Source organism: Sinorhizobium sp. BJ1 (genome assembly GCF_002531555.1).
Lineage (GTDB): Bacteria > Pseudomonadota > Alphaproteobacteria > Rhizobiales > Rhizobiaceae > Sinorhizobium > Sinorhizobium fredii_B.
The window spans coordinates 94,077-110,925 of sequence record NZ_NWTH01000021.1; the positions used below are offsets into that span (position 1 = coordinate 94,077).

Here is a 16,849-nt window from a genome sequence, read left to right on the forward strand (position 1 = left end):
AGAGAACCATGCGCAGCGAACTCTATATCGATGGAAAATGGACGGCGGCCGCAAACGGCGGGACGTTCGACGTGGTCAATCCGGCGACAGAAGAAGTCATCCACAAGATCGCCGCTGCAACGGCGCAAGATGTCGACGTCGCGGTAAAGGCGGCACGCCGTGCCTTCGACGAGGATGGTTGGCCGAAGCTGTCGGGTGCACAAAGAGCAAAATACCTCCGCGCCATCGCTGACGGCATCCGCGCCCGACAGGCGGAAATCGCCCGCCTGGAGGTGATCGACAACGGCAAGCCGTTTCCGGAAGCGGATTGGGATATCGCCGACGCCGCCGGCTGCTTCGATTTCTATGCAGGGCTTGCCGAGCAACTCGATAGTAATCCGGAAGAACCGATCGCGCTTCCCGACGCTCGCTTTACGTCCAAGGCAGTCAAGGAGCCGATCGGCGTCGCCGGTGCAATCATCCCCTGGAACTATCCGCTGCTGATGGCGGCCTGGACGGTGGCGCCGGCGCTTGCCGCCGGCTGCACCGTCGTGCTGAAGCCGGCCGAAGTCACCTCGCTGACGGCGCTGGAACTCGCGGCGGTCGCCGATGAGGCGGGCCTGCCGCCGGGCGTCCTCAACATCGTGACCGGTTCCGGCTCGATCGCCGGGCAGGCGATCATCGACCACAAGGGCGTCGACAAGCTGGCATTTACCGGCTCCGGCCCGGTCGGCTCGAAGATCATGGCGGCGGCGGCCCGCGACATCAAGCGCGTCAGCCTCGAACTCGGCGGCAAGTCACCCTTCGTCGTCTTCGACGACGCCGACATCGACGAGGCGGTCGAATGGATCATGTTCGGCATCTTCTGGAACCAGGGCCAGGTCTGCTCGGCGACATCGCGGGTCCTCGTCCAGAAAGGAATTTACGGCCGCTTGCTGACGCGGCTTGTCGACGAGACAAAGAAGATCAAGATCGGCGACGGCCTCGAGGACGGCGTACTGCTCGGGCCGCTGGTCTCCAGGCGCCAGCACGAGCAGGTCGTCGCGGCGATCGAGGCGGCGACAGCCGCCGGTGCAACCCTCGCCTGCGGCGGAAAGCGGCCTGAGGGTTTCGAGACAGGCTACTATCTCGAGCCGACGGTCCTGACCGAGGTGCCGTTGGAGAGCGACGCCTGGCGGGAGGAAATCTTCGGCCCGGTCGTCTGCATCCGGCCGTTCTCGACCGAAGAGGAAGCGATCGCGCTTGCCAACGATTCGCGCTTCGGTCTTGCCGCCGCGGTGATGTCGAAGGACGATGTCCGTGCCGAACGGGTCGCGAGCGCCTTCCGCGCCGGCATCGTCTGGATCAACTGCTCGCAGCCGACCTTCACCGAGGCGCCTTGGGGCGGCTACAAGGAATCGGGCATCGGTCGCGAGCTCGGCCGCTGGGGCCTCGAGAACTATCTCGAGACGAAGCAGATCACCCGCCTTGCCTCCGGCGAGAAATGGGGCTGGTACATCAAATGAATGGAAGCCAGATGAACTGGGACCGGACGCTCGACCTGCTTCTGGTCCATTGCCAGGGTGAGATCGGCAAGGTGATCATCGGCGGCGCGCCGGAAATCCCCGGCGCCACCATGCTCGACAAGATGAACCACATCAACCAGGTCGATGACAGTCTCCGCCGGTTCGTGACCTTCGAGCCGCGGGCCAGCGTCGCCATGTCGGTCAACCTGCTCGTCGCGCCGACGCGGCCCGATGCCGACGCCGGCTTCATCGTGCTGCAGGCCGATCGTGCCCACCCGATGTCCGGCAGCAATTGCATCTGCGTCGTTACCGCCCTGCTCGAGAGCGGACGGGTGGCGATGCAGGAGCCGGAAACGATCGTCCGCCTCGACACGCCGGCCGGACGGATCGTTGCCCGCGCCACGTGCCGAGAGGGACGCTGCCTGTCGGTCAGTCTCGACAATGTGCCGAGTTTCGCCGAGGCGCTGGATCGGGATATCGAGACGCCGCGCTGGCGGCGCATCAAGGCCGATATCGCTTTTGGCGGCGTCTACTATGCGATCGTCGATGTCGATCAGGTCGGCAGCGAGATCGCCCCGGCCAATGCGCGTTATCTGGCGGAAGCCGGAATCGAGCTGAAGTCGCTGCTGGCCGATCAGGTGACGGTGAAGCATCCGGAACTCACCGGCGTCGATGAGATCGCCTACGTGATGTTCCGCGGGCAGGAGCCGGACGGCGCGGTGCGCACCTGCACGACGTTGAAGCCGGGCCGGGTCGACCGGTCTCCCTGCGGCACCGGCAGCTGCGCAAATCTCGCGACCCTTTACGCACGCGGCGAGATAGGGATCGGGGACAGGCGAACCTCGCGGTCGATCATCGGCGGCGAGTTCACGGCGGAGGCGATCGGCGTCACGGAGGTGGGCGGACGCCCCGCCGTGCTGCCGCGGATCACCGGGCGCGGCTGGATCTATGGCCGCGAGCAGCTTCGCCTCTCCGACGACGATCCGTTCAAAAGCGGCTTTGCGCTCGCCGACAGCTGGGGACCGCAGGTCGATGTACTGGGCTGAAGGAGAAGAGCGATGACCATGAGACCTCTTCGGGGCCAGAATATCCTCGTCACCGGCGCCTCCGGTGGCATCGGCGCTGCTATCGTCGAGCGTCTGGCAGAGGAGGGTGCTCATCCAATAATCCACTATGGGCGCGACGTAGCCGCGGCCGAAGCGCTGCTCGAATGCATTTCGGGGGAAGGATCGATCGTCCAGGCGGACCTCTCCCAAGCGAGAGGCGCCTTCAGCCTCTGGAAGGAGACAGAAGCCGCGGTCGGTCGCATCCATGCCCTCGTCAACAATGCCGGCATCCGAACCGAGATTTCGATCGACGCCGATGCCGACATTTGGAGGGAAGCCTGGCAGAGGGAGTTCCAGGTGAACTTCTTTGCCGCGGCCGATCTCTGCAAGGAGGCATTGCAGCACTTCAAGGCGCGTGGCGGTGGGCGGATCGTCAACATGGCGAGCCGTGCCGGACAGCGCGGCTATGCGGCCGATGCGCTGCCATATGGTGCAACGAAGGCGGCGCTGATCAATCTGACCAAATCGATCGCCCGCAGCTTTGGGGCAGACGGCGTCGTGGCGGTGGCGATCGCCCCCGGCTGGGTCCAGACGGAGATGGCCGAGGAGTTCGTGGAAAGATTCGGCAAGCAGGCGGCTGTTGCTGACATACCGATCGGCGAGATGGCCGAGGTCTCCGAAATTGCCGAACTCGTCGCCTTCGCGCTCAGGCCTTCGCAGCGTTCGCTGAACGGTGCGACGCTCGACGTCAACGGCGGCAGCTATATTCGATAATTCGAGGAGCGGAACATGAAAAGATTTGAAGATAAAGTTGCCGTTGTCACTGGCGGAGGCGGCGGTATCGGTTCGGCCATCGCGCGTCGGCTGGCGGGCGAGGGAGCGTTGGTCGTCGTCTCCGACGTGAACGGGGAAGCAGCGGGCGCCGTGGCGGACGAAATCGTTGCAGCAGGCAATTCCGCCATCGCCATTGCCGCCGATATCTCTCAGAAGGAACCCTGCTTCGGCCTGATTGCCGAGGCCTTCGACCGGAAGAAGCGCATCGACATTCTCGTCAACAATGCCGGCATCAACCGGCGCGGCAACCTCTTGTCGCTGACCGACGACGACTGGCATGCGAGCTTTGCAGTCAATGTGGATTCGATGTTCCACCTCTGCCGTGCAGCAATTCCGCACATGATCGAGGCTGGCGGTGGTGCGATCGTCAACACCGCCTCCCAATGGGGTCTCTACCCGGCGCCGAACCATATCGCCTACAACACCACCAAGGCGGCGGTGGCAGCCTTCACGCAGAATCTGGCGCGCGACTATGCGCCGGACAAGATCCGCGTAAACGCCGTCTGCCCCGGCGAAATCCACACGCCGATGCTCGAAGCGGGGGTGAGGCGGTCGGGGCGAACGATCGCCGATCTCGACAGGCTCGTTCCCTTCGGCCGGATTGGAAAACCGGAGGAGGTCGCCGCCCTCGTCGCCTTCCTCGCGTCCGAAGAGGCCGCCTTCATGTGCGGTTCGCTCGTCGAGATAACCGGCGCCCAGGCAGTTGCCTGAAGCTATCTCATCGGAGGCTCGAAGGTCAGACCTTGGGCTTTGAAGAGCGCCGCGATCCGTCCATCGGCAAGTGCCCCGGCGATCGCGTCGTCGACGGCATAAGCGAGATCCTTGTGCTGGAAGTTCACGCCGACGCCCAGAGTCCATTTGCCGCGCGCCAAACCGACGAGCGGCGGCTCGTGCACCACCAGAGCGGCAACCGGATGCGCGGTAATGCCCGCCTGAAGCTCTGCCCGCGGGCCCATCGCGGCCATGGCCTCGCCGTCCGCGAGCGCTTCCACGGCGCGCACGGTGTTGCGGTAGCGACGGATCTTGTCCACGGGACCGAGCAGCGAAGTCAGATGGAAATCGGAAATCGAGTCGTTTTCCACCGCCACCGTATCGTAACGGAAGAAGGGCGGCGTCGGTCCCTTTTCGGGATAGTCGGCCTTGTCATAGGCAATCGCGATCGCCTCCCGCGCATATTGCCCGGTGAAGGTGACTTGCTCGATCCGGCAGGCATAGTCGCTGTCATAGGGCACATGCAGCATGATGTCGCTGACATGGCCGCCGACAACCGCTCCTTTCCAGACATAGTTGAGTAGGTCGGCGTCGAGCGTCTCGCCCGCCTGCACGGGACGGAAGCGGGGCTCGACACCGAGCGCGGCGGCGATAAGCCGACCGATCTCCACGTCGATCCCGCGCACCTCGCCCTTCTCCGCATAGGACCATGGCGGGAAATCCTCGTAGACGGCGAACTCGATCCAGCCCTCTTCGAGGATTCTGTCGAAGGAGCGTCCGATATCCTGGGAAAAGGTGTTTTGCGGTTTCGGCTGCGGCATGTGGCCCTCGCAGCGCGCGAAGGCCACTGCCGGCAGCATAAGGCAAGCCAGTGCCGAGAGCATTGTGGCTCGAGGAGCGTGCATGGCTCACTCCGATGCAGAGAGCCCGACAGTCAAGATGTCGCTTGCCTTCTTCCAACTCTCCGGCGCATCGCTCAGCACCCGGGCCGCCTCATAGGCGACACTGTCGGCAACCGGCGCACCGGAGGCGGTTTTGACTTCGGCGGCGATCTTTTCGAGTTCGGCTTTTAGCGCCTTCGGATCGGAAATCTTGGCGGCGGCAAGATCGTTCCGCAGCTCGTGCAGCCGGTCCGCGTGAGCGTCGAGCGCCCCGTCTTCCGGGCGAGTCTCGATGTAGGTGCGGATCGCCCAGGCAGCCTTTTGGCCGAGAATGTCGCCGAAGGCCGGCATTTTGGTCGTGCCATCCTGCGTGTAGCCGAGACGGAAGCGCTCGACGAACCACTCGTCGCCATATTCCGCCGCCTCCAGGAGCCGGAGGTCGGGGGCAAGCCCGCCGGATACGGCGCCCAGCCCGTGACAGCGGGCGCAGTTCTGGTTGTATCCGGAAGCGCCGATCTCGACCGCCTTTAGCCAGACGTCGCGCCCGACCGTCTCCTCGCGATACGGGTTCTCCGTAAGCCATTCCTCACCGACCGCCGGTAGCGAGTCGGTGTTGACGGGCTGGGGCGCGACGTCGCCATGCGCAACGACGATCGTCGCGGTTCCGAGCAGTGCAAGCGCCGCAAGTCCGGCGCGGATACGGTTCGTGGACATCTTTCCTCCCTGGCAAGACTTCGTTCCGATCCGCATTTTCTTACCGCTCATGGCCGCCGCCGCGGTATACGACCTATGTCGCAGCCGGGCATGGCACCTTGGTCGTATTCCTCTCTTCTCCGCTCGCATCCTAAGGTCTGCAGCAGGAGGAGTTCCCAATGCCGACAGTCTCGAAAGTGCGCATCAGACGGAAAATCTCCGCGGGCCTTCTGATCGCGCTTGTCGGCGTTTTCGGTCCGGCACGGGCGGAGACAACCATCGCCATGACCTATCTGCGACAGGAGGTGCAGGCGCCGCCGGTGCTGTCGAACCTCGACCCGATTCCCGAGGACCTCGGCATCGCCGGGGCGAAGGTCGCCCTTGCCGATATCGAGACGACCGGAGGATTCCTCGGGCACTACTACACGCTGAAGGTGATTTCCGTTGCCCCGGGAGAGGATCTTGCTGCGAGCGCGAAAGCGGCGCTCGCCACCTCGTCCGTGCTCTTTATCGATGCTCCCGCCGAAGGCCTGTTAAACGTCGCCGATCTGCCTGAGGCCGGCGGCGCGCTGCTTTTCAACGTTGCATCCGGCGAGCGCCGCTTGCGTGACGCCGACTGTCGCGCCAACCTCTTTCACACCATCCCCGAGGACGCGATGCGTGCCGATGCGCTGATGCAGATGTTAAGGGCGCGGCGCTGGACACGCACGGCCATGATTGTCGGGCCGAGACCACAGGACAAAGCCTATGCCGCCACATTGCGCGCGGCGGCGGCGAAATTCGGTGTCGAGATCCTTGCCGACAAACTGTGGACCTTTGACACCGACTTGCGGCGGACGGCAGCGAAAGAGGTGCCTCTGTTCACCCAGGACCTGCCGGATCACGATGTGCTGCTGGTCGCCGACGAGGCAGACGATTTTGCCCGCTATGTGGCCGACAACACCTGGCTGGCGCGTCCGGTCGCCGGCTCCGAGGGCTTGCGCGGCGAGGGCTGGGCGCCCGTTTTGGAACAATGGGGAGCCGTCCAGTTGCAGAACCGCTTCGAGAGCGCGGCGAAGCGCGAAATGCGGCCGCGCGATTACGCCGCCTGGGCGGCTCTGCGCAGCGTCGGTGAGGCGGTAACGCGCATCAATTCCGCCGACCCGACGAAGCTCAGGGCTTATATCTTGTCGGATGGCTTTGCACTCGACGGTTTTAAGGGCCGCTCGCTCACCTATCGGCGCTGGAATGGCCAGTTGCGCCAGCCAATGCCGGTCGTCAACGGCCGTGCACTCGTGGAGCTCACGCCCCTCGACGGCTACCTGCATCAGGAAAACGAAATGGACACGCTTGGTCTCGACCGCGCGGAAAGCACGTGCAAGGCATTCGGAGGCTGAAATGAGACGGATTTGCCTTTTCCTCCTTGCGCTCCCTGTCGCAGCGTTTCCCTTTACTGCTGCAGCCGGCGAAATCTGGGTAACCAACGAGAAGGACGATGATATCACGGTAATCGACACCGCGACTCTCGAAGTCATCCGCACTATTCCGACCGGCGAGCGGCCCCGCGGGATCACCTTCAACTCCGACCATTCGCGCGCCTATGTCTGCGCGTCCGACAGCGACGCCGTGGAAGTGATGGATCCGGCGACCGGCGAAATCCTCTACGAGCTGCCCTCCGGAGAAGATCCGGAGCAGTTCGTGCTCGCCCCCGACGACAAGCATCTGTGGATCGCCAACGAGGACGATGCGGTGACGACGGTGGTCGACGTCGACGCGCGGGAGGTCGTGGCGCAGATCAATGTCGGCATAGAGCCGGAAGGCATGGCCGTTTCCTCCGACGGCAAGATCGTCGTGACGACCTCAGAGACGACCAATATGGCGCACTGGATCGACACGGCGACGATGAAGATCTTCGCCAACACACTCGTCGACAGTCGTCCTCGCCATGCGGAGTTCACCGGGGACGGCAAGGAGCTCTGGGTGTCCTCCGAAGTCGGAGGCAGCGTGACAGTGTTCGATGTCGCGACCCGGTCGGAGAAGGCCAAGATCCGCTTCGCCATCACCGGCGTCAAGGACGACCTGATCCAGCCCGTCGGCTTCGAATTCACGCCCGACGGCAAGACAGCTTTCGTCGCGCTCGGTCCGGCAAACCACGTCGCCGCGATCGACATGAAGACATTCGAGGTCGATGAGTACACCCTGGTCGGCCGGCGCGTCTGGCACATGGCTTTTTCGCCGGATCACACCCAGCTCTTCACCACGAACGGCATCTCGGGCGACGTGACGGTGATCGATGTGGCCTCGCGCGAGGCCGTCAAATCGATCAAGGTCGGCCGATATCCCTGGGGAGCCGCGAGCCGCCCGTGAGAGACCGGGAGAATATGGGGAGTGGAGCCGGTATACCGGGTTTCGGTCCTGGCGGTCGCCGGGGAAAGGAAGGGAAATCCCGTTTGGCCGCATTTGGACATTGCACGCCACGCTGAGGTCCAAATCGAGGGGTGCGGTGCCGTGCGAGGGCATTATTTGAAGGGAATGCTATGCTGCTACTGGAAATTCGTTGAACCGACGCCGGTTTGAGCACAAAATAATCCAGCAAGTCCAAATGCTGCAGCGTCCTTTGTGCGTCATGTTCCAAGTGCGGCGCTGTAGAGGAAAGGTGAAGCCAATGACGAGGTTAGCAATCGTTGCCCTGTCGCTGGCGACGGCGCTGACGAGCGTTCCGCCGGCCATGGCGTTTCCCACCGTTGTCGCGCCAAAGATCGAGGTAGCGGAGGCGCAGACAGTCCAGTACAGGCGCTACCGTGGTGGCTATCGTGGCGGATACCGCGGGCATCACCACAACGGTGGCGATGATGATTGGGCTTGGGCGCTCGGCGGGCTCGCGACCGGCGCGATCCTCGGTGGCCTGCTGGCGCAGCCGAGGTATTATGGCCCCAGCTACTACGATCAGGGTTACTACGATCAGGGCTACTACGATCAAGGCTACTACGGCCCGACCTATTACCGCCCGCGCTACTACGCGCCACGCTATTACCGCCAGACCTATTATAATGGCGGCAATGCGCATACGCGCTGGTGCTACGCGCGCTATCGGTCCTACAGGGCTTACGACAACACGTTCCAGCCCTATTACGGTCCGCGCCAGGCGTGCGTCTCGCCCTACTATTGATGGCGGACCGGCGATAGCCGTCTTGTCCGATTTTGGGCGCAACACGGCGCTGTAGCACCGATCGACAAAGCACCAGCGCCGCGGGCCGATCAATCCCGCGGCGCCGCAAGCTTCCCTTGAGATCAATTGGAAGGGGCGGGAAGCGCCGCCTTCAGCCTTTCGTCAGCCTTCTTCGGCAGTTTCACGGCATTCACGGCCTCCACATTGGCCGGTACGTCACCCACCTGGATCAGCGCCACCATGCCCATCGCAAAATGCGGCGAGCACTTAACCCCGTAGAGTCCTGGCACGGTCAGCGTCATCACATATTCCTCGTTGACCTTGCTTTTGAATTTGTCGACGCCGTCGGGCAGCATGCCCTTGATCGACTCGACATTGTGACCCTTATCCACGGGCACGAAGCGGATCGTGTCGCCGGGAGCGGCCTTCACGAAGGCCGGCTCGAAGACCATGGCCCCGCTCTCTCCCTTGTTCAGCATCTTCACTTCGTGCTCCGCGGCATGAGCCCCGCCTGCCATCAGCACGAACGCGGCAACAATTCCCATTATTCTCAGCATTTGCTTCTCCCTAGGGGTTTTCGACTGTCCGCAAGGAAACATCGAAAGACCGCGGGCAGGCAATGCGACCTTGGTGCCGGTCGGCGTCTGCAGGATAGTAAAAGCTAATTGTTGCAATAGGTTGAGGCGAGCGACGAGGAACAAAAGGTCGTCACACTTTCCTCACCCCCCTCTGGTGACGAACGCTTCGAGCACCTCCGAGTCAAGGGGCTTGTAGATGATCTCGACGTCGGCTTTGGCGCAGGCCTCGCGCACACCCGGTGTGCGGTCGGCGGTGATGATCCTTGCCGGTCGGTCGCCGTGACGTGTCTTGAGAGCCGTCAAGGTCTCGATGCCCGTCAGTCCGTCCCCGAGCTGCTGGTCGACCAGGTAAAGATCGGGAACGATGCCCATCTCGTCGACCAGTTCCAGTGCTTCCTCGCCGCTTGCCACCTCCAGAACGGTAATTCCGCGTCGCTCCAGAACGAGGCTGATCGCATGGCGCAGTTCCTCGTCGTTCTCGACGAGAAGGGCGATGCGGTCGCCAACGTCGGCCGTCGTGCCATCCTCGCTAGCATCGCCGCAAGGGTAGCTCGCAGCGGCGCGTGCAGGTGCCTGCTCCAGTTCGACGCCAAAGCAGGTGCCGCGTCCTGGCGTCGATTTGAGCGTCAGTCGATGATTGAGCAGTGCGCAGGCGCGCTCGACGATGGCCAGGCCGAGTCCCAGACCCTCGGAGGCGGATGCAGAGGCGTTCAGACGGTGGAACTCGCGAAAGATCGCCACCTGGTCCTCGAGAGCGATGCCGGGGCCAGTGTCGTGCACCTCGATCCGCACGCCACCCGGCACGCGCCGCGGACCGACGAGCACGCGGCCGGTGCGTGTATATCGGATCGCATTGCTGATGAGGTTTTGCAGGATGCGCCTGAGATAGCTCGGATCACTGAAGACCGTCTGCGCGCAGGGCAGGATGGCAAGCCTCAACCCCTTGCGTTCCGCCACGGGTGCGAATTCGTCGGTGAGCTGCGCAAACAGCGGCGCAAGACGGACGGGTGATATCTCGACAACCGCCTCGTCCAGGCGCGAAATGTCAAGCAGGGCGCCGAGGATCGCCTCGACGCTCGCCAGCGCCTTATGCGCCTTGTCGAGAGTGCCGCCGGCGTGCTCGTTTTCCGCTTCGTCACGGGCCGAGGCAACAAAAAGCTTGGCGGCGGAAAGCGGTTGCAGGAGGTCGTGGCTGGCGGCCGCGACAAACCGCGCGCGGGTGGAATTGGCGCGCTCTGCATCGGCGAGAGCGGTGCGCAGATCTTCGGTACGGGCAGCCACCCGCGCCTCGAGCGAGGCGTTGGCGCGCTGCATTGCCTGGATCGCCTGGCGTTCGCGCGTCACGTCGCTGAATGACATGACGAAGCCTCGATCCGGCGTCTCCTCGGCAAAGACCACGAGCATCACGCCCGATGCGCGGCGGATCTCCAGGAAAAGCGGCGGCCGTTGCGTCTGTTGAACGGCCCAGGAGAAAAGCTCCGAGGGTGCGATGGAACTGACCAGTTCGCCGTCGCGGTGAATCCAGCGTTGCAGCGTGTCGAAGCCTGTCCCCGTACGCAGCACGGTCACCGGGATGTCGAGCAACAGGCGAAGCCGTTCGTTCCAGCCGACCAGTCGACCGGCCGCGTCGAAGATGCATATGCCCTGGTTGATATGTTCCAACGTCGCGTGGATCAGGCGGGCTTGATCATCCAGCATCCTGCCCCGTTCGGTTCGCTCCATACGGATGATTTCCGTAACGTCCGTCTGGAGAACGACCGTGCCGCCGTCGGAAGTCGGCTGTTCGCTCACCTGCAGCCAGCGGTCGCCGGCAAGCGCTACCTGAAAGACGCTGCGCGTGCGGTGGCGCTCTATTCGTGTTGCCATCCATTCAGCAGGCCCCTCGTCCTTTGGCAAGGCGAGGGAGCGCGAACGGCTACAGGCCCCGATATAGTCCGCAAAGGACAGGCCCGGATGAAGGATGGCGCGGACGTCCTGGAGATCACAGCAAAAGCGCGAATTGTACATCACCAGGGTTTCGCTGGCGTCGAAGAGGGCAAATCCCTCTTCCACTGCCTCGATGGCATCGGCAAGGTCGCGGCGCGCCCGCTCGGTCGCGCGGTTGGCCTCGGCGAGGCGCGCATTCGTCTCGTTCAGGATCCGCAGCGTCGATTCAAGGTCGGACGTGCGCTGCCGCACCCGCTCTTCCAACTGGGCGGCGCGCTGGAACTGCTCGTAGGCGATCCCGCGTTCGCCGGATGCCTGCTCGACCTGGCGCATCAGCACCTCGGCGATGGTCAGAAGCTTGGCGGTATTGCGTTCGGGGTTGTCGGCAGGATCGATGAGCCAGTCGGAGATGCGGGTCATTCCGAGACCTTCTCGGGTAGGGCGGTGCCCGGCGGGTAAATGGCGAGGCCGGTCATCGTCTGGTTGACATGCATCGGGCCGAACTGTTCGCCATAGGTGGAAAAGCCGATGACGCCATAGCGGCGCAAGAGCCCGGAAACCCGACCGATGACCTGCTTCTCTTCAGCCTCCAGCCGGCGCAGGATGCAGTCGAAGGCAAGGATCGCCGTTGGCCGCTCCGGCATGCACAGGCCGGCGAGTTCGCGTTTGAGCTGGCCGTGCATGTCCGCCGGCTCGGTGATCGTCAGCACCACGCCCTCGTCGATGGCCGAGAAGAAGACAAGATCGCCGTTTTCCATCACCTGACGGATGGCCCGCACGTGGTGGCGCGTTCCCATGCGGACCGCGACGGGATTGGCCGCGAAGGTGAAGGGGGTGAGCTGCTGCGGGTCCTTGCCGACGAGGCGGGCATATTCACGCGCAGCGGGTTCGGCATTGATCTGGCGGACGATGCGGCGGTGCGGATCGGCCTCGGTGACCACCATGCGTTTTTCGGTGGGGATAAGGTGGTCGAAATTGAAGACGCGGACCGAGCATTCCGTACGCACCAGCGCTAGAACGGCCGCGTTGCGCGACAGTCGATGACCATCGAGCACGAAGGTCCGTTCGAAACGCGTTCCATCGCCGGCCGAGCCTCCGAGCATGGGTGTCGCTCCGAGGCCGGCGGCAAGCGCCGAGGTCAGTTCGTCCTCCTTCTGCGACAGCCCGTCGACGAGCAACATGGCGAATTCATGCGCCAGCTCGGGATACTGCTGGGCCATGGCCGTGCGCGTGCGAACGAGGGCGGCGGCAAGCGCGGGCGGATCGAGCCGCATCAGGTCGGGGATCGTGACGGTGTCGACGCGGAAATATTCCGTGGGCAGGGCGAGCGCGACGATGGTGCCCTCGTCATAGCCGGCGTCGGAAATCTCGCCCGCGGTGGTGCAGCCAACGATCGGGACGCCATCGAAGACCCGCGCTGCTTCGATCGGCAGGCGCACCAGGTCGGCTGCCGGCGACATGAAAAGCATGATCAGCGAGAACGGTCCCGATCCCAATTGACGCGACAGGGTCTCGACGGCATTCGGATCACCTGCCGTCGTACTGGCACGTCGGACGATCGCGTCGCGCACCGCGCCGCTTCCACCGGATATCCGCATTCCCTCCTCCTCCCCAACTGCATTCAGCGCCAAGGCAACTCTCGAGGGCAGGGGCCGGAGCGTCAATCCTCCGGCGTCAGTGCCGTAAATCGTGCTTCCTGCGCGAACAAGACGGCCTGCATGCGCGTCTGGACGCCAAGTTTGCGCATGATCGCGGTAACGTGCGCCTTCACCGTGGTCTCGGCGATGGAAAGTTCGTAGGCAATTTGCTTGTTCATAAGACCGGCGCAGACGAGTTGCAGGATCTTCGCCTGTTGCCGCGTCAGCAGCCCCAACCGGGCGACGGCCTCGTCCGATAGCGACGAGCTGCCCGACTCCAAGGCCATTTGCGGGGCATGGATTTCGCCTCGCGCGATCGCCGCGAAGGCGGCACGAAATTCGTCTCGTGCGGCATGCTTCGGTACGAAGCCGTTGATGCCCGCTTTCAGTAAGGCGCGGATTACCCGCAACTCGTCCAGTGACGAGACGACGACTATCGGTACATCGGGGACCGCCTGCCGGAGCCGCACGACGCCATCCAGCCCGTTGACGTCAGGCAGATTGAGGTCGAGCACAACGACATCCGGCCGCGTATCCTGATCCAGACGGGTGAGAGCGGCTTCCAGCGTGCCGACGGACTCGATCGTTTCAATCCCGACGAGCCCGTTCAAAGTCATCGCAAGCGCATCGCAGAACAGGGGATGATCGTCGACGATCAGTGCCGATCGCAATTCGACAGGTTTGAATATGGGCAGCACCGGCGAACTCGGTCGCGGTGCCTGGAATGTATTGCGGATGATGATCATCTGAGAGCGCCCCGCACCGTTCTGCCATTGTCGCAACGGTCAAGGGCCGGGCGACCAAACCCGGCCCTTTTTCCCTATTTTGCCAAAGCCAGCTGTTTCGGCAAGCGGAAGGTCCAAACCATGCCACCTTGGTTGAGGTAATTGACCTTCTTGGCTACCTCGCCGCCCCAGAGCGGAACCGCACCGCCCCAACCGGAGATCACCGATACATACTGCTCGCCGTCCTGCTCCCAGGTGATGGGCTGGCCGACCACGCCCGAGCCGGTCTGGAAGGACCAGAGCTCTTTGCCCGTCTCGTCATCTAGCGCCTTGAATTCGCCCTCGGGCGTTCCGACGAAAACCAGGCCGCCGGCAGTGGCCATGACACCGCCCCATAGGGGCGCCGCGTTCTTGTATTCCCACTTGATCTCTCCGCTGTTGGGGTCGATCGCCTTGAGCGAGCCGATGTGATCGTCGAACAGCGGCTTGATGGTGAAACCGGCCCCGAGATAAGCGGCGCCCTTCTTATAGGAGATCGGCTCATTCCAGATGTCCATGCCCCATTCGTTCGAGGGCACATAGAAGAGCTCGGTCTTCTGGCTGTAGGCCATCGGCATCCAGTTCTTGCCGCCGAGGAAGGAGGGAACCGAAAAGACCTGCTGCCCCTTGCCGCCATCGGCGGCGGACGTCGGATCGCCGGGGCGGTTCTCCTCGGCATAGATCGGGCGGCCGTTCTCATCGATGCCCTTCGCCCAGGTGATGTTCTTGACGAAAGGATAGGCGGCAACGAATTTTCCGTCCTCGCGGTTGAGGACATAGAAGAAGCCGTTCCGGTCGGCGGTCGCGAAACGTTTCGTGCCGTCCTTGGAGAGGAAGGGGACGACTTCATTGACGCCGTCGAAGTCCCAGCCTTCCCTCGGCGTCGTCTGGAAGTGCCATTTGATCTCGCCGTTTTCCGGGTTGATGCCAAGGCGGCTCGCCGCGTAGAGGTTGTCGCCCTTGTTGCCCTCGACCGGCTTGCCGGCGTTGCGCAGATGGCTGTTCCACGGAGCGGGGTTGCCGGTGCCGAAGACCAGCGTACCCGTATCGGCGTCGTAGGAGCCGCCGAGCCAGGTGGCGCCGCCGCCGGTCTTCCAAAGATCCCCCGGCCAAGTCGCGTTCAGCGTCCCCGTCATGGAGCTTTCCTTGCCCTTGTAGGTCCCGATATGCCCTTCGATGACCGGACGGGTCCATACCAGTTCGCCGGTCTTGGCGTCGCGGGCCTGCACCTCGCCGACGATGCCGAACTCGCCGCCGGAATTGCCGGTGATGACCAGACCATTCACGATCAAGGGCGCGGCCGTATAGCTGTAGCCTTCCTTGTAATTGGCGATCTTCTTGTTCCAGACCACATCGCCCGTCTTGCGGTTGAGCGCGACGAGACGGGCATCGAGCGTGCCGAAATAGAGATTGTCGCCATAGATGGCGGCACCGCGGTTGATCACGTCGCAACAGGGCAGGATGCCCTCGGGCAAGCGCGCGTCGAACTGCCAAAGCTCCTTGCCGGACTTGATATCGATGGCGAAAAGCCGGCTGTAGGAGGCGGTGATATACATCACGCCGTCATGGACGATCGGCTGGCTTTCCTGTCCGCGCTGCTTCTCGCCGCCGAGGCTGAAACCCCAGGTAGGTAGCAGGTTCTTGACGTTGGTCTTGTTCAGTGTTTCGAGCGGGGAGTAGCGCTGCAGCCCCCTGCCCATACCGTTGGTGAGCACGTCGCCGACCGTAGTGGCGTCCTTGGCGAGGTCTTCCTCCGTCACCTCTGCCTTGGCCAGTCCCGCCAGTGACAGCACAGTCACGGCAGTCAGCATCAATCTGTTCATATCCTTCTCCTTCCCTCGCAATCGTTGCGTGAGCCGCAACCGCCTGGCAGCACCGATCATCCTCCCGCGACAAAGTCGGGGATATTGCACCTTGGTCGTAATGGCAGGAGGGGCCGGCCAATAGTGGGCTTACCCCGAGATCAAACCCGATATCGATTGTCCCTAGGTCGTATTGCGAGGCCCCGCCTGGTTGCTACCCTCGGCACGGAAAGGGAGGTTCTGTCACGCTGATCCATTCGATCTAAGCTGCGGCAGCCGATCCCGAAAAGCCCGGCGGCGGCGCCATTGCCGGGCCTTGCCGGTGCGGCAGAAAGCCGTTCCGGATTTTCACCCAAGCGTCGCTCCGACGAACGGCGCTTGGCTACGTGTTCGACCCGGCCGTAACGGCGCCTGCATGCCGGAGCGAGCACACCAACTGCCTGAAGCGAATGGAGAAAACATGTCCTGGCACGCACCAAAATTCATCGACGTCAGCTGCGCTATGGAAATCACCCGCTACGCCCCCGCGGACGGGAGCGAGCCGGTCCTTTTTTGACGCTCCGCCAAGCGTTGGTCGGCGGGCAATTCGTTAGGTCAGCCAGTGAAGAAAACGTCCGATCTTCGTGTCGTCGTCCTGGAGGCCGCCGCTGGCGGCGGCTTCCATAATAGAATTACGGTTGCGGCCCCGCCGCAAATGAAGGCATAGTTGAGATCGACTATGTGCCGGCCGACTATCACTCCAGCTATCCAAGGCCTGCATGGGCGGTTGGGGCCGTATCGGCATGAACGTCACGCCATCGGGCCGGGTGCTGCCCCTGTCATGCGGCGGAGACCATCCCGAGCCTCTCCTTTGAGAATGTGCGCGATCGTTCGCTCGCTCGGATCTGGTACGAGAGCTACGCCTTCAATGCCTATCGCGGCGAGAAATGGATGACAGAGCTCTGCCGGAGCTGCCAGCGCAAGAATGTCGATTTCGGCGTCTGCCGCTGCCAGGCGATGGCGCTGGCCGGTGGCGCCAGCGCCATTGAATCCGGTCTATGTCCGATCGCCGCTGCAAGAAAGCTTGTCAGGGGATACGGATCGACTGCTGTCGCCGTCGTGGGCCGATTTGGTTTTCCGCCGCCGCTGAGGGAGCGTGGGCCAGATTTGGCCATGCAGGCGGCACGGGCGACCGACGGTGTCGGCGTGGAGCGCGATTGCGCAACGATCTTGCCGCCTCTATGCTCCCATTCTGCGCCACAGTTTCCGATCGGGCTCATCGAAAAAGACTTCGCCTACATTGTCGGCATCGCGGAAGCAGAGGCATATGCCCGACCCGCGCCCGCGGCCTGTAAGGTTCATGTGT

General features: G+C 63.3%; 15 protein-coding genes and 1 pseudogene. 9 read left to right on the forward strand and 7 right to left on the reverse strand.

What is annotated here, in order from left to right; translation table 11 throughout:
- Window positions 1-8 precede the first annotated feature (8 nt).
- From CO676_RS23425 to CO676_RS23440, 4 genes are read left to right on the forward strand one after another with little or no spacing between them, the layout of a single operon-like run.
- Window positions 9-1,484 (forward strand): aldehyde dehydrogenase family protein, encoded by a 1,476-nt coding sequence (locus tag CO676_RS23425; protein ID WP_179875613.1) that lies wholly within the window; start codon window positions 9-11, stop codon window positions 1,482-1,484.
- An 11-nt stretch (window positions 1,485-1,495) separates the two neighbouring features.
- Entirely contained in the window at window positions 1,496-2,530 is a 1,035-nt protein-coding gene (locus tag CO676_RS23430; RefSeq protein ID WP_179875614.1) for a proline racemase family protein, read from the forward strand.
- 12 nt (window positions 2,531-2,542) lie between these two features.
- A complete protein-coding gene (locus tag CO676_RS23435) occupies window positions 2,543-3,304 on the forward strand; it encodes an SDR family oxidoreductase (RefSeq protein WP_097522831.1) in 762 nt (253 codons plus the stop codon).
- A gap of 15 nt (window positions 3,305-3,319) precedes the next feature.
- A complete protein-coding gene (locus CO676_RS23440; RefSeq protein ID WP_097522832.1) occupies window positions 3,320-4,075 on the forward strand; it encodes an SDR family NAD(P)-dependent oxidoreductase in 756 nt (251 codons plus the stop codon).
- A 2-nt stretch (window positions 4,076-4,077) separates the two neighbouring features.
- Here the strand turns inward: CO676_RS23440 and CO676_RS23445 are convergent, their stop codons facing one another.
- A complete protein-coding gene (locus tag CO676_RS23445) occupies window positions 4,078-4,980 on the reverse strand; it encodes a transporter substrate-binding domain-containing protein (protein WP_097522833.1) in 903 nt (300 codons plus the stop codon).
- A 3-nt stretch (window positions 4,981-4,983) separates the two neighbouring features.
- Window positions 4,984-5,670 (reverse strand): cytochrome c-550 PedF, encoded by a 687-nt coding sequence (gene pedF / locus CO676_RS23450; RefSeq protein ID WP_097522834.1) that lies wholly within the window; start codon window positions 5,668-5,670, stop codon window positions 4,984-4,986.
- A 158-nt stretch (window positions 5,671-5,828) separates the two neighbouring features.
- Between pedF and CO676_RS23455 the strand changes: the two genes are divergently transcribed.
- The 3 genes from CO676_RS23455 (at window position 5,829) to CO676_RS23465 (ending at window position 8,797) form a co-directional block, all read left to right on the forward strand.
- Window positions 5,829-7,025, forward strand: a complete 1,197-nt coding sequence (locus CO676_RS23455; RefSeq protein ID WP_097522835.1) for an ABC transporter substrate-binding protein — start codon at window positions 5,829-5,831, stop codon at window positions 7,023-7,025.
- A gap of 1 nt (window position 7,026) precedes the next feature.
- Window positions 7,027-7,995: a YVTN family beta-propeller repeat protein gene (locus tag CO676_RS23460; protein ID WP_097522836.1), complete on the forward strand. Its 969-nt coding sequence runs from the start codon at window positions 7,027-7,029 to the stop codon at window positions 7,993-7,995.
- A 298-nt stretch (window positions 7,996-8,293) separates the two neighbouring features.
- On the forward strand, window positions 8,294-8,797 hold the full coding sequence (locus tag CO676_RS23465; protein WP_097522837.1) for a BA14K family protein: 504 nt from the start codon (window positions 8,294-8,296) through the stop codon (window positions 8,795-8,797).
- A gap of 122 nt (window positions 8,798-8,919) precedes the next feature.
- Here CO676_RS23465 and CO676_RS23470 read toward each other — a convergent pair whose 3' ends face one another.
- The 5 genes from CO676_RS23470 to CO676_RS23490 all read right to left on the reverse strand — a co-directional run bounded on the left by CO676_RS23470 (window position 8,920) and on the right by CO676_RS23490 (window position 15,525).
- Window positions 8,920-9,354 carry a pseudoazurin gene (locus CO676_RS23470; RefSeq protein ID WP_097522838.1) on the reverse strand — a complete coding sequence of 145 codons (435 nt, stop codon included), beginning with the start codon at window positions 9,352-9,354 and terminating at the stop codon, window positions 8,920-8,922.
- A 162-nt stretch (window positions 9,355-9,516) separates the two neighbouring features.
- Window positions 9,517-11,721 (reverse strand): PAS-domain containing protein, encoded by a 2,205-nt coding sequence (locus tag CO676_RS23475; RefSeq protein WP_097522839.1) that lies wholly within the window; start codon window positions 11,719-11,721, stop codon window positions 9,517-9,519.
- Window positions 11,718-12,899 (reverse strand): FIST N-terminal domain-containing protein, encoded by a 1,182-nt coding sequence (locus tag CO676_RS23480; protein ID WP_097522840.1) that lies wholly within the window; start codon window positions 12,897-12,899, stop codon window positions 11,718-11,720. Before CO676_RS23480 ends, CO676_RS23475 begins: the two co-directional genes overlap by 4 nt.
- A gap of 62 nt (window positions 12,900-12,961) precedes the next feature.
- Window positions 12,962-13,684, reverse strand: coding sequence for a response regulator transcription factor (locus CO676_RS23485; protein ID WP_097522841.1), 723 nt, complete (start codon window positions 13,682-13,684; stop codon window positions 12,962-12,964).
- Window positions 13,685-13,758: 74 nt separating this feature from the next.
- Complete coding sequence (locus tag CO676_RS23490; RefSeq protein ID WP_097522842.1) at window positions 13,759-15,525, reverse strand: PQQ-dependent methanol/ethanol family dehydrogenase; 1,767 nt, start codon at window positions 15,523-15,525, stop codon at window positions 13,759-13,761.
- Window positions 15,526-15,964: 439 nt separating this feature from the next.
- Here CO676_RS23490 and pqqA point away from each other — a divergent pair, with 439 nt between their 5' ends.
- Together pqqA and CO676_RS36225 are read left to right on the forward strand one after the other, a co-directional pair.
- Complete coding sequence (gene pqqA, locus CO676_RS23495) at window positions 15,965-16,060, forward strand: pyrroloquinoline quinone precursor peptide PqqA (protein WP_037399381.1); 96 nt, start codon at window positions 15,965-15,967, stop codon at window positions 16,058-16,060.
- 140 nt (window positions 16,061-16,200) lie between these two features.
- A pseudogene (locus CO676_RS36225) lies at window positions 16,201-16,633 on the forward strand (SPASM domain-containing protein); the annotation flags it as partial.
- Between the last annotated feature and the right edge of the window lie 216 nt (window positions 16,634-16,849).

What these genes read in the sequence shown, in the direction of transcription:
- CO676_RS23465 (WP_097522837.1), top strand. Translation starts at nt 8,294, where the DNA reads ATGACGAGGTTAGCAATCGTTGCCCTGTCGCTGGCGACGGCGCTGACG.
- CO676_RS23475 (WP_097522839.1), bottom strand. Translation starts at nt 11,721, where the DNA reads ATGACCCGCATCTCCGACTGGCTCATCGATCCTGCCGACAACCCCGAA.
- CO676_RS23455 (WP_097522835.1), top strand. Translation starts at nt 5,829, where the DNA reads ATGCCGACAGTCTCGAAAGTGCGCATCAGACGGAAAATCTCCGCGGGC.
- pedF (WP_097522834.1), bottom strand. Translation starts at nt 5,670, where the DNA reads ATGTCCACGAACCGTATCCGCGCCGGACTTGCGGCGCTTGCACTGCTC.
- CO676_RS23480 (WP_097522840.1), bottom strand. Translation starts at nt 12,899, where the DNA reads ATGCGGATATCCGGTGGAAGCGGCGCGGTGCGCGACGCGATCGTCCGA.
- CO676_RS23425 (WP_179875613.1), top strand. Translation starts at nt 9, where the DNA reads ATGCGCAGCGAACTCTATATCGATGGAAAATGGACGGCGGCCGCAAAC.
- CO676_RS23485 (WP_097522841.1), bottom strand. Translation starts at nt 13,684, where the DNA reads ATGATCATCATCCGCAATACATTCCAGGCACCGCGACCGAGTTCGCCG.
- CO676_RS23460 (WP_097522836.1), top strand. Translation starts at nt 7,027, where the DNA reads ATGAGACGGATTTGCCTTTTCCTCCTTGCGCTCCCTGTCGCAGCGTTT.
- CO676_RS23445 (WP_097522833.1), bottom strand. Translation starts at nt 4,980, where the DNA reads ATGCACGCTCCTCGAGCCACAATGCTCTCGGCACTGGCTTGCCTTATG.
- CO676_RS23470 (WP_097522838.1), bottom strand. Translation starts at nt 9,354, where the DNA reads ATGCTGAGAATAATGGGAATTGTTGCCGCGTTCGTGCTGATGGCAGGC.
- CO676_RS23430 (WP_179875614.1), top strand. Translation starts at nt 1,496, where the DNA reads ATGAACTGGGACCGGACGCTCGACCTGCTTCTGGTCCATTGCCAGGGT.
- CO676_RS23435 (WP_097522831.1), top strand. Translation starts at nt 2,543, where the DNA reads ATGACCATGAGACCTCTTCGGGGCCAGAATATCCTCGTCACCGGCGCC.
- CO676_RS23440 (WP_097522832.1), top strand. Translation starts at nt 3,320, where the DNA reads ATGAAAAGATTTGAAGATAAAGTTGCCGTTGTCACTGGCGGAGGCGGC.
- pqqA (WP_037399381.1), top strand. Translation starts at nt 15,965, where the DNA reads ATGTCCTGGCACGCACCAAAATTCATCGACGTCAGCTGCGCTATGGAA.
- CO676_RS23490 (WP_097522842.1), bottom strand. Translation starts at nt 15,525, where the DNA reads ATGAACAGATTGATGCTGACTGCCGTGACTGTGCTGTCACTGGCGGGA.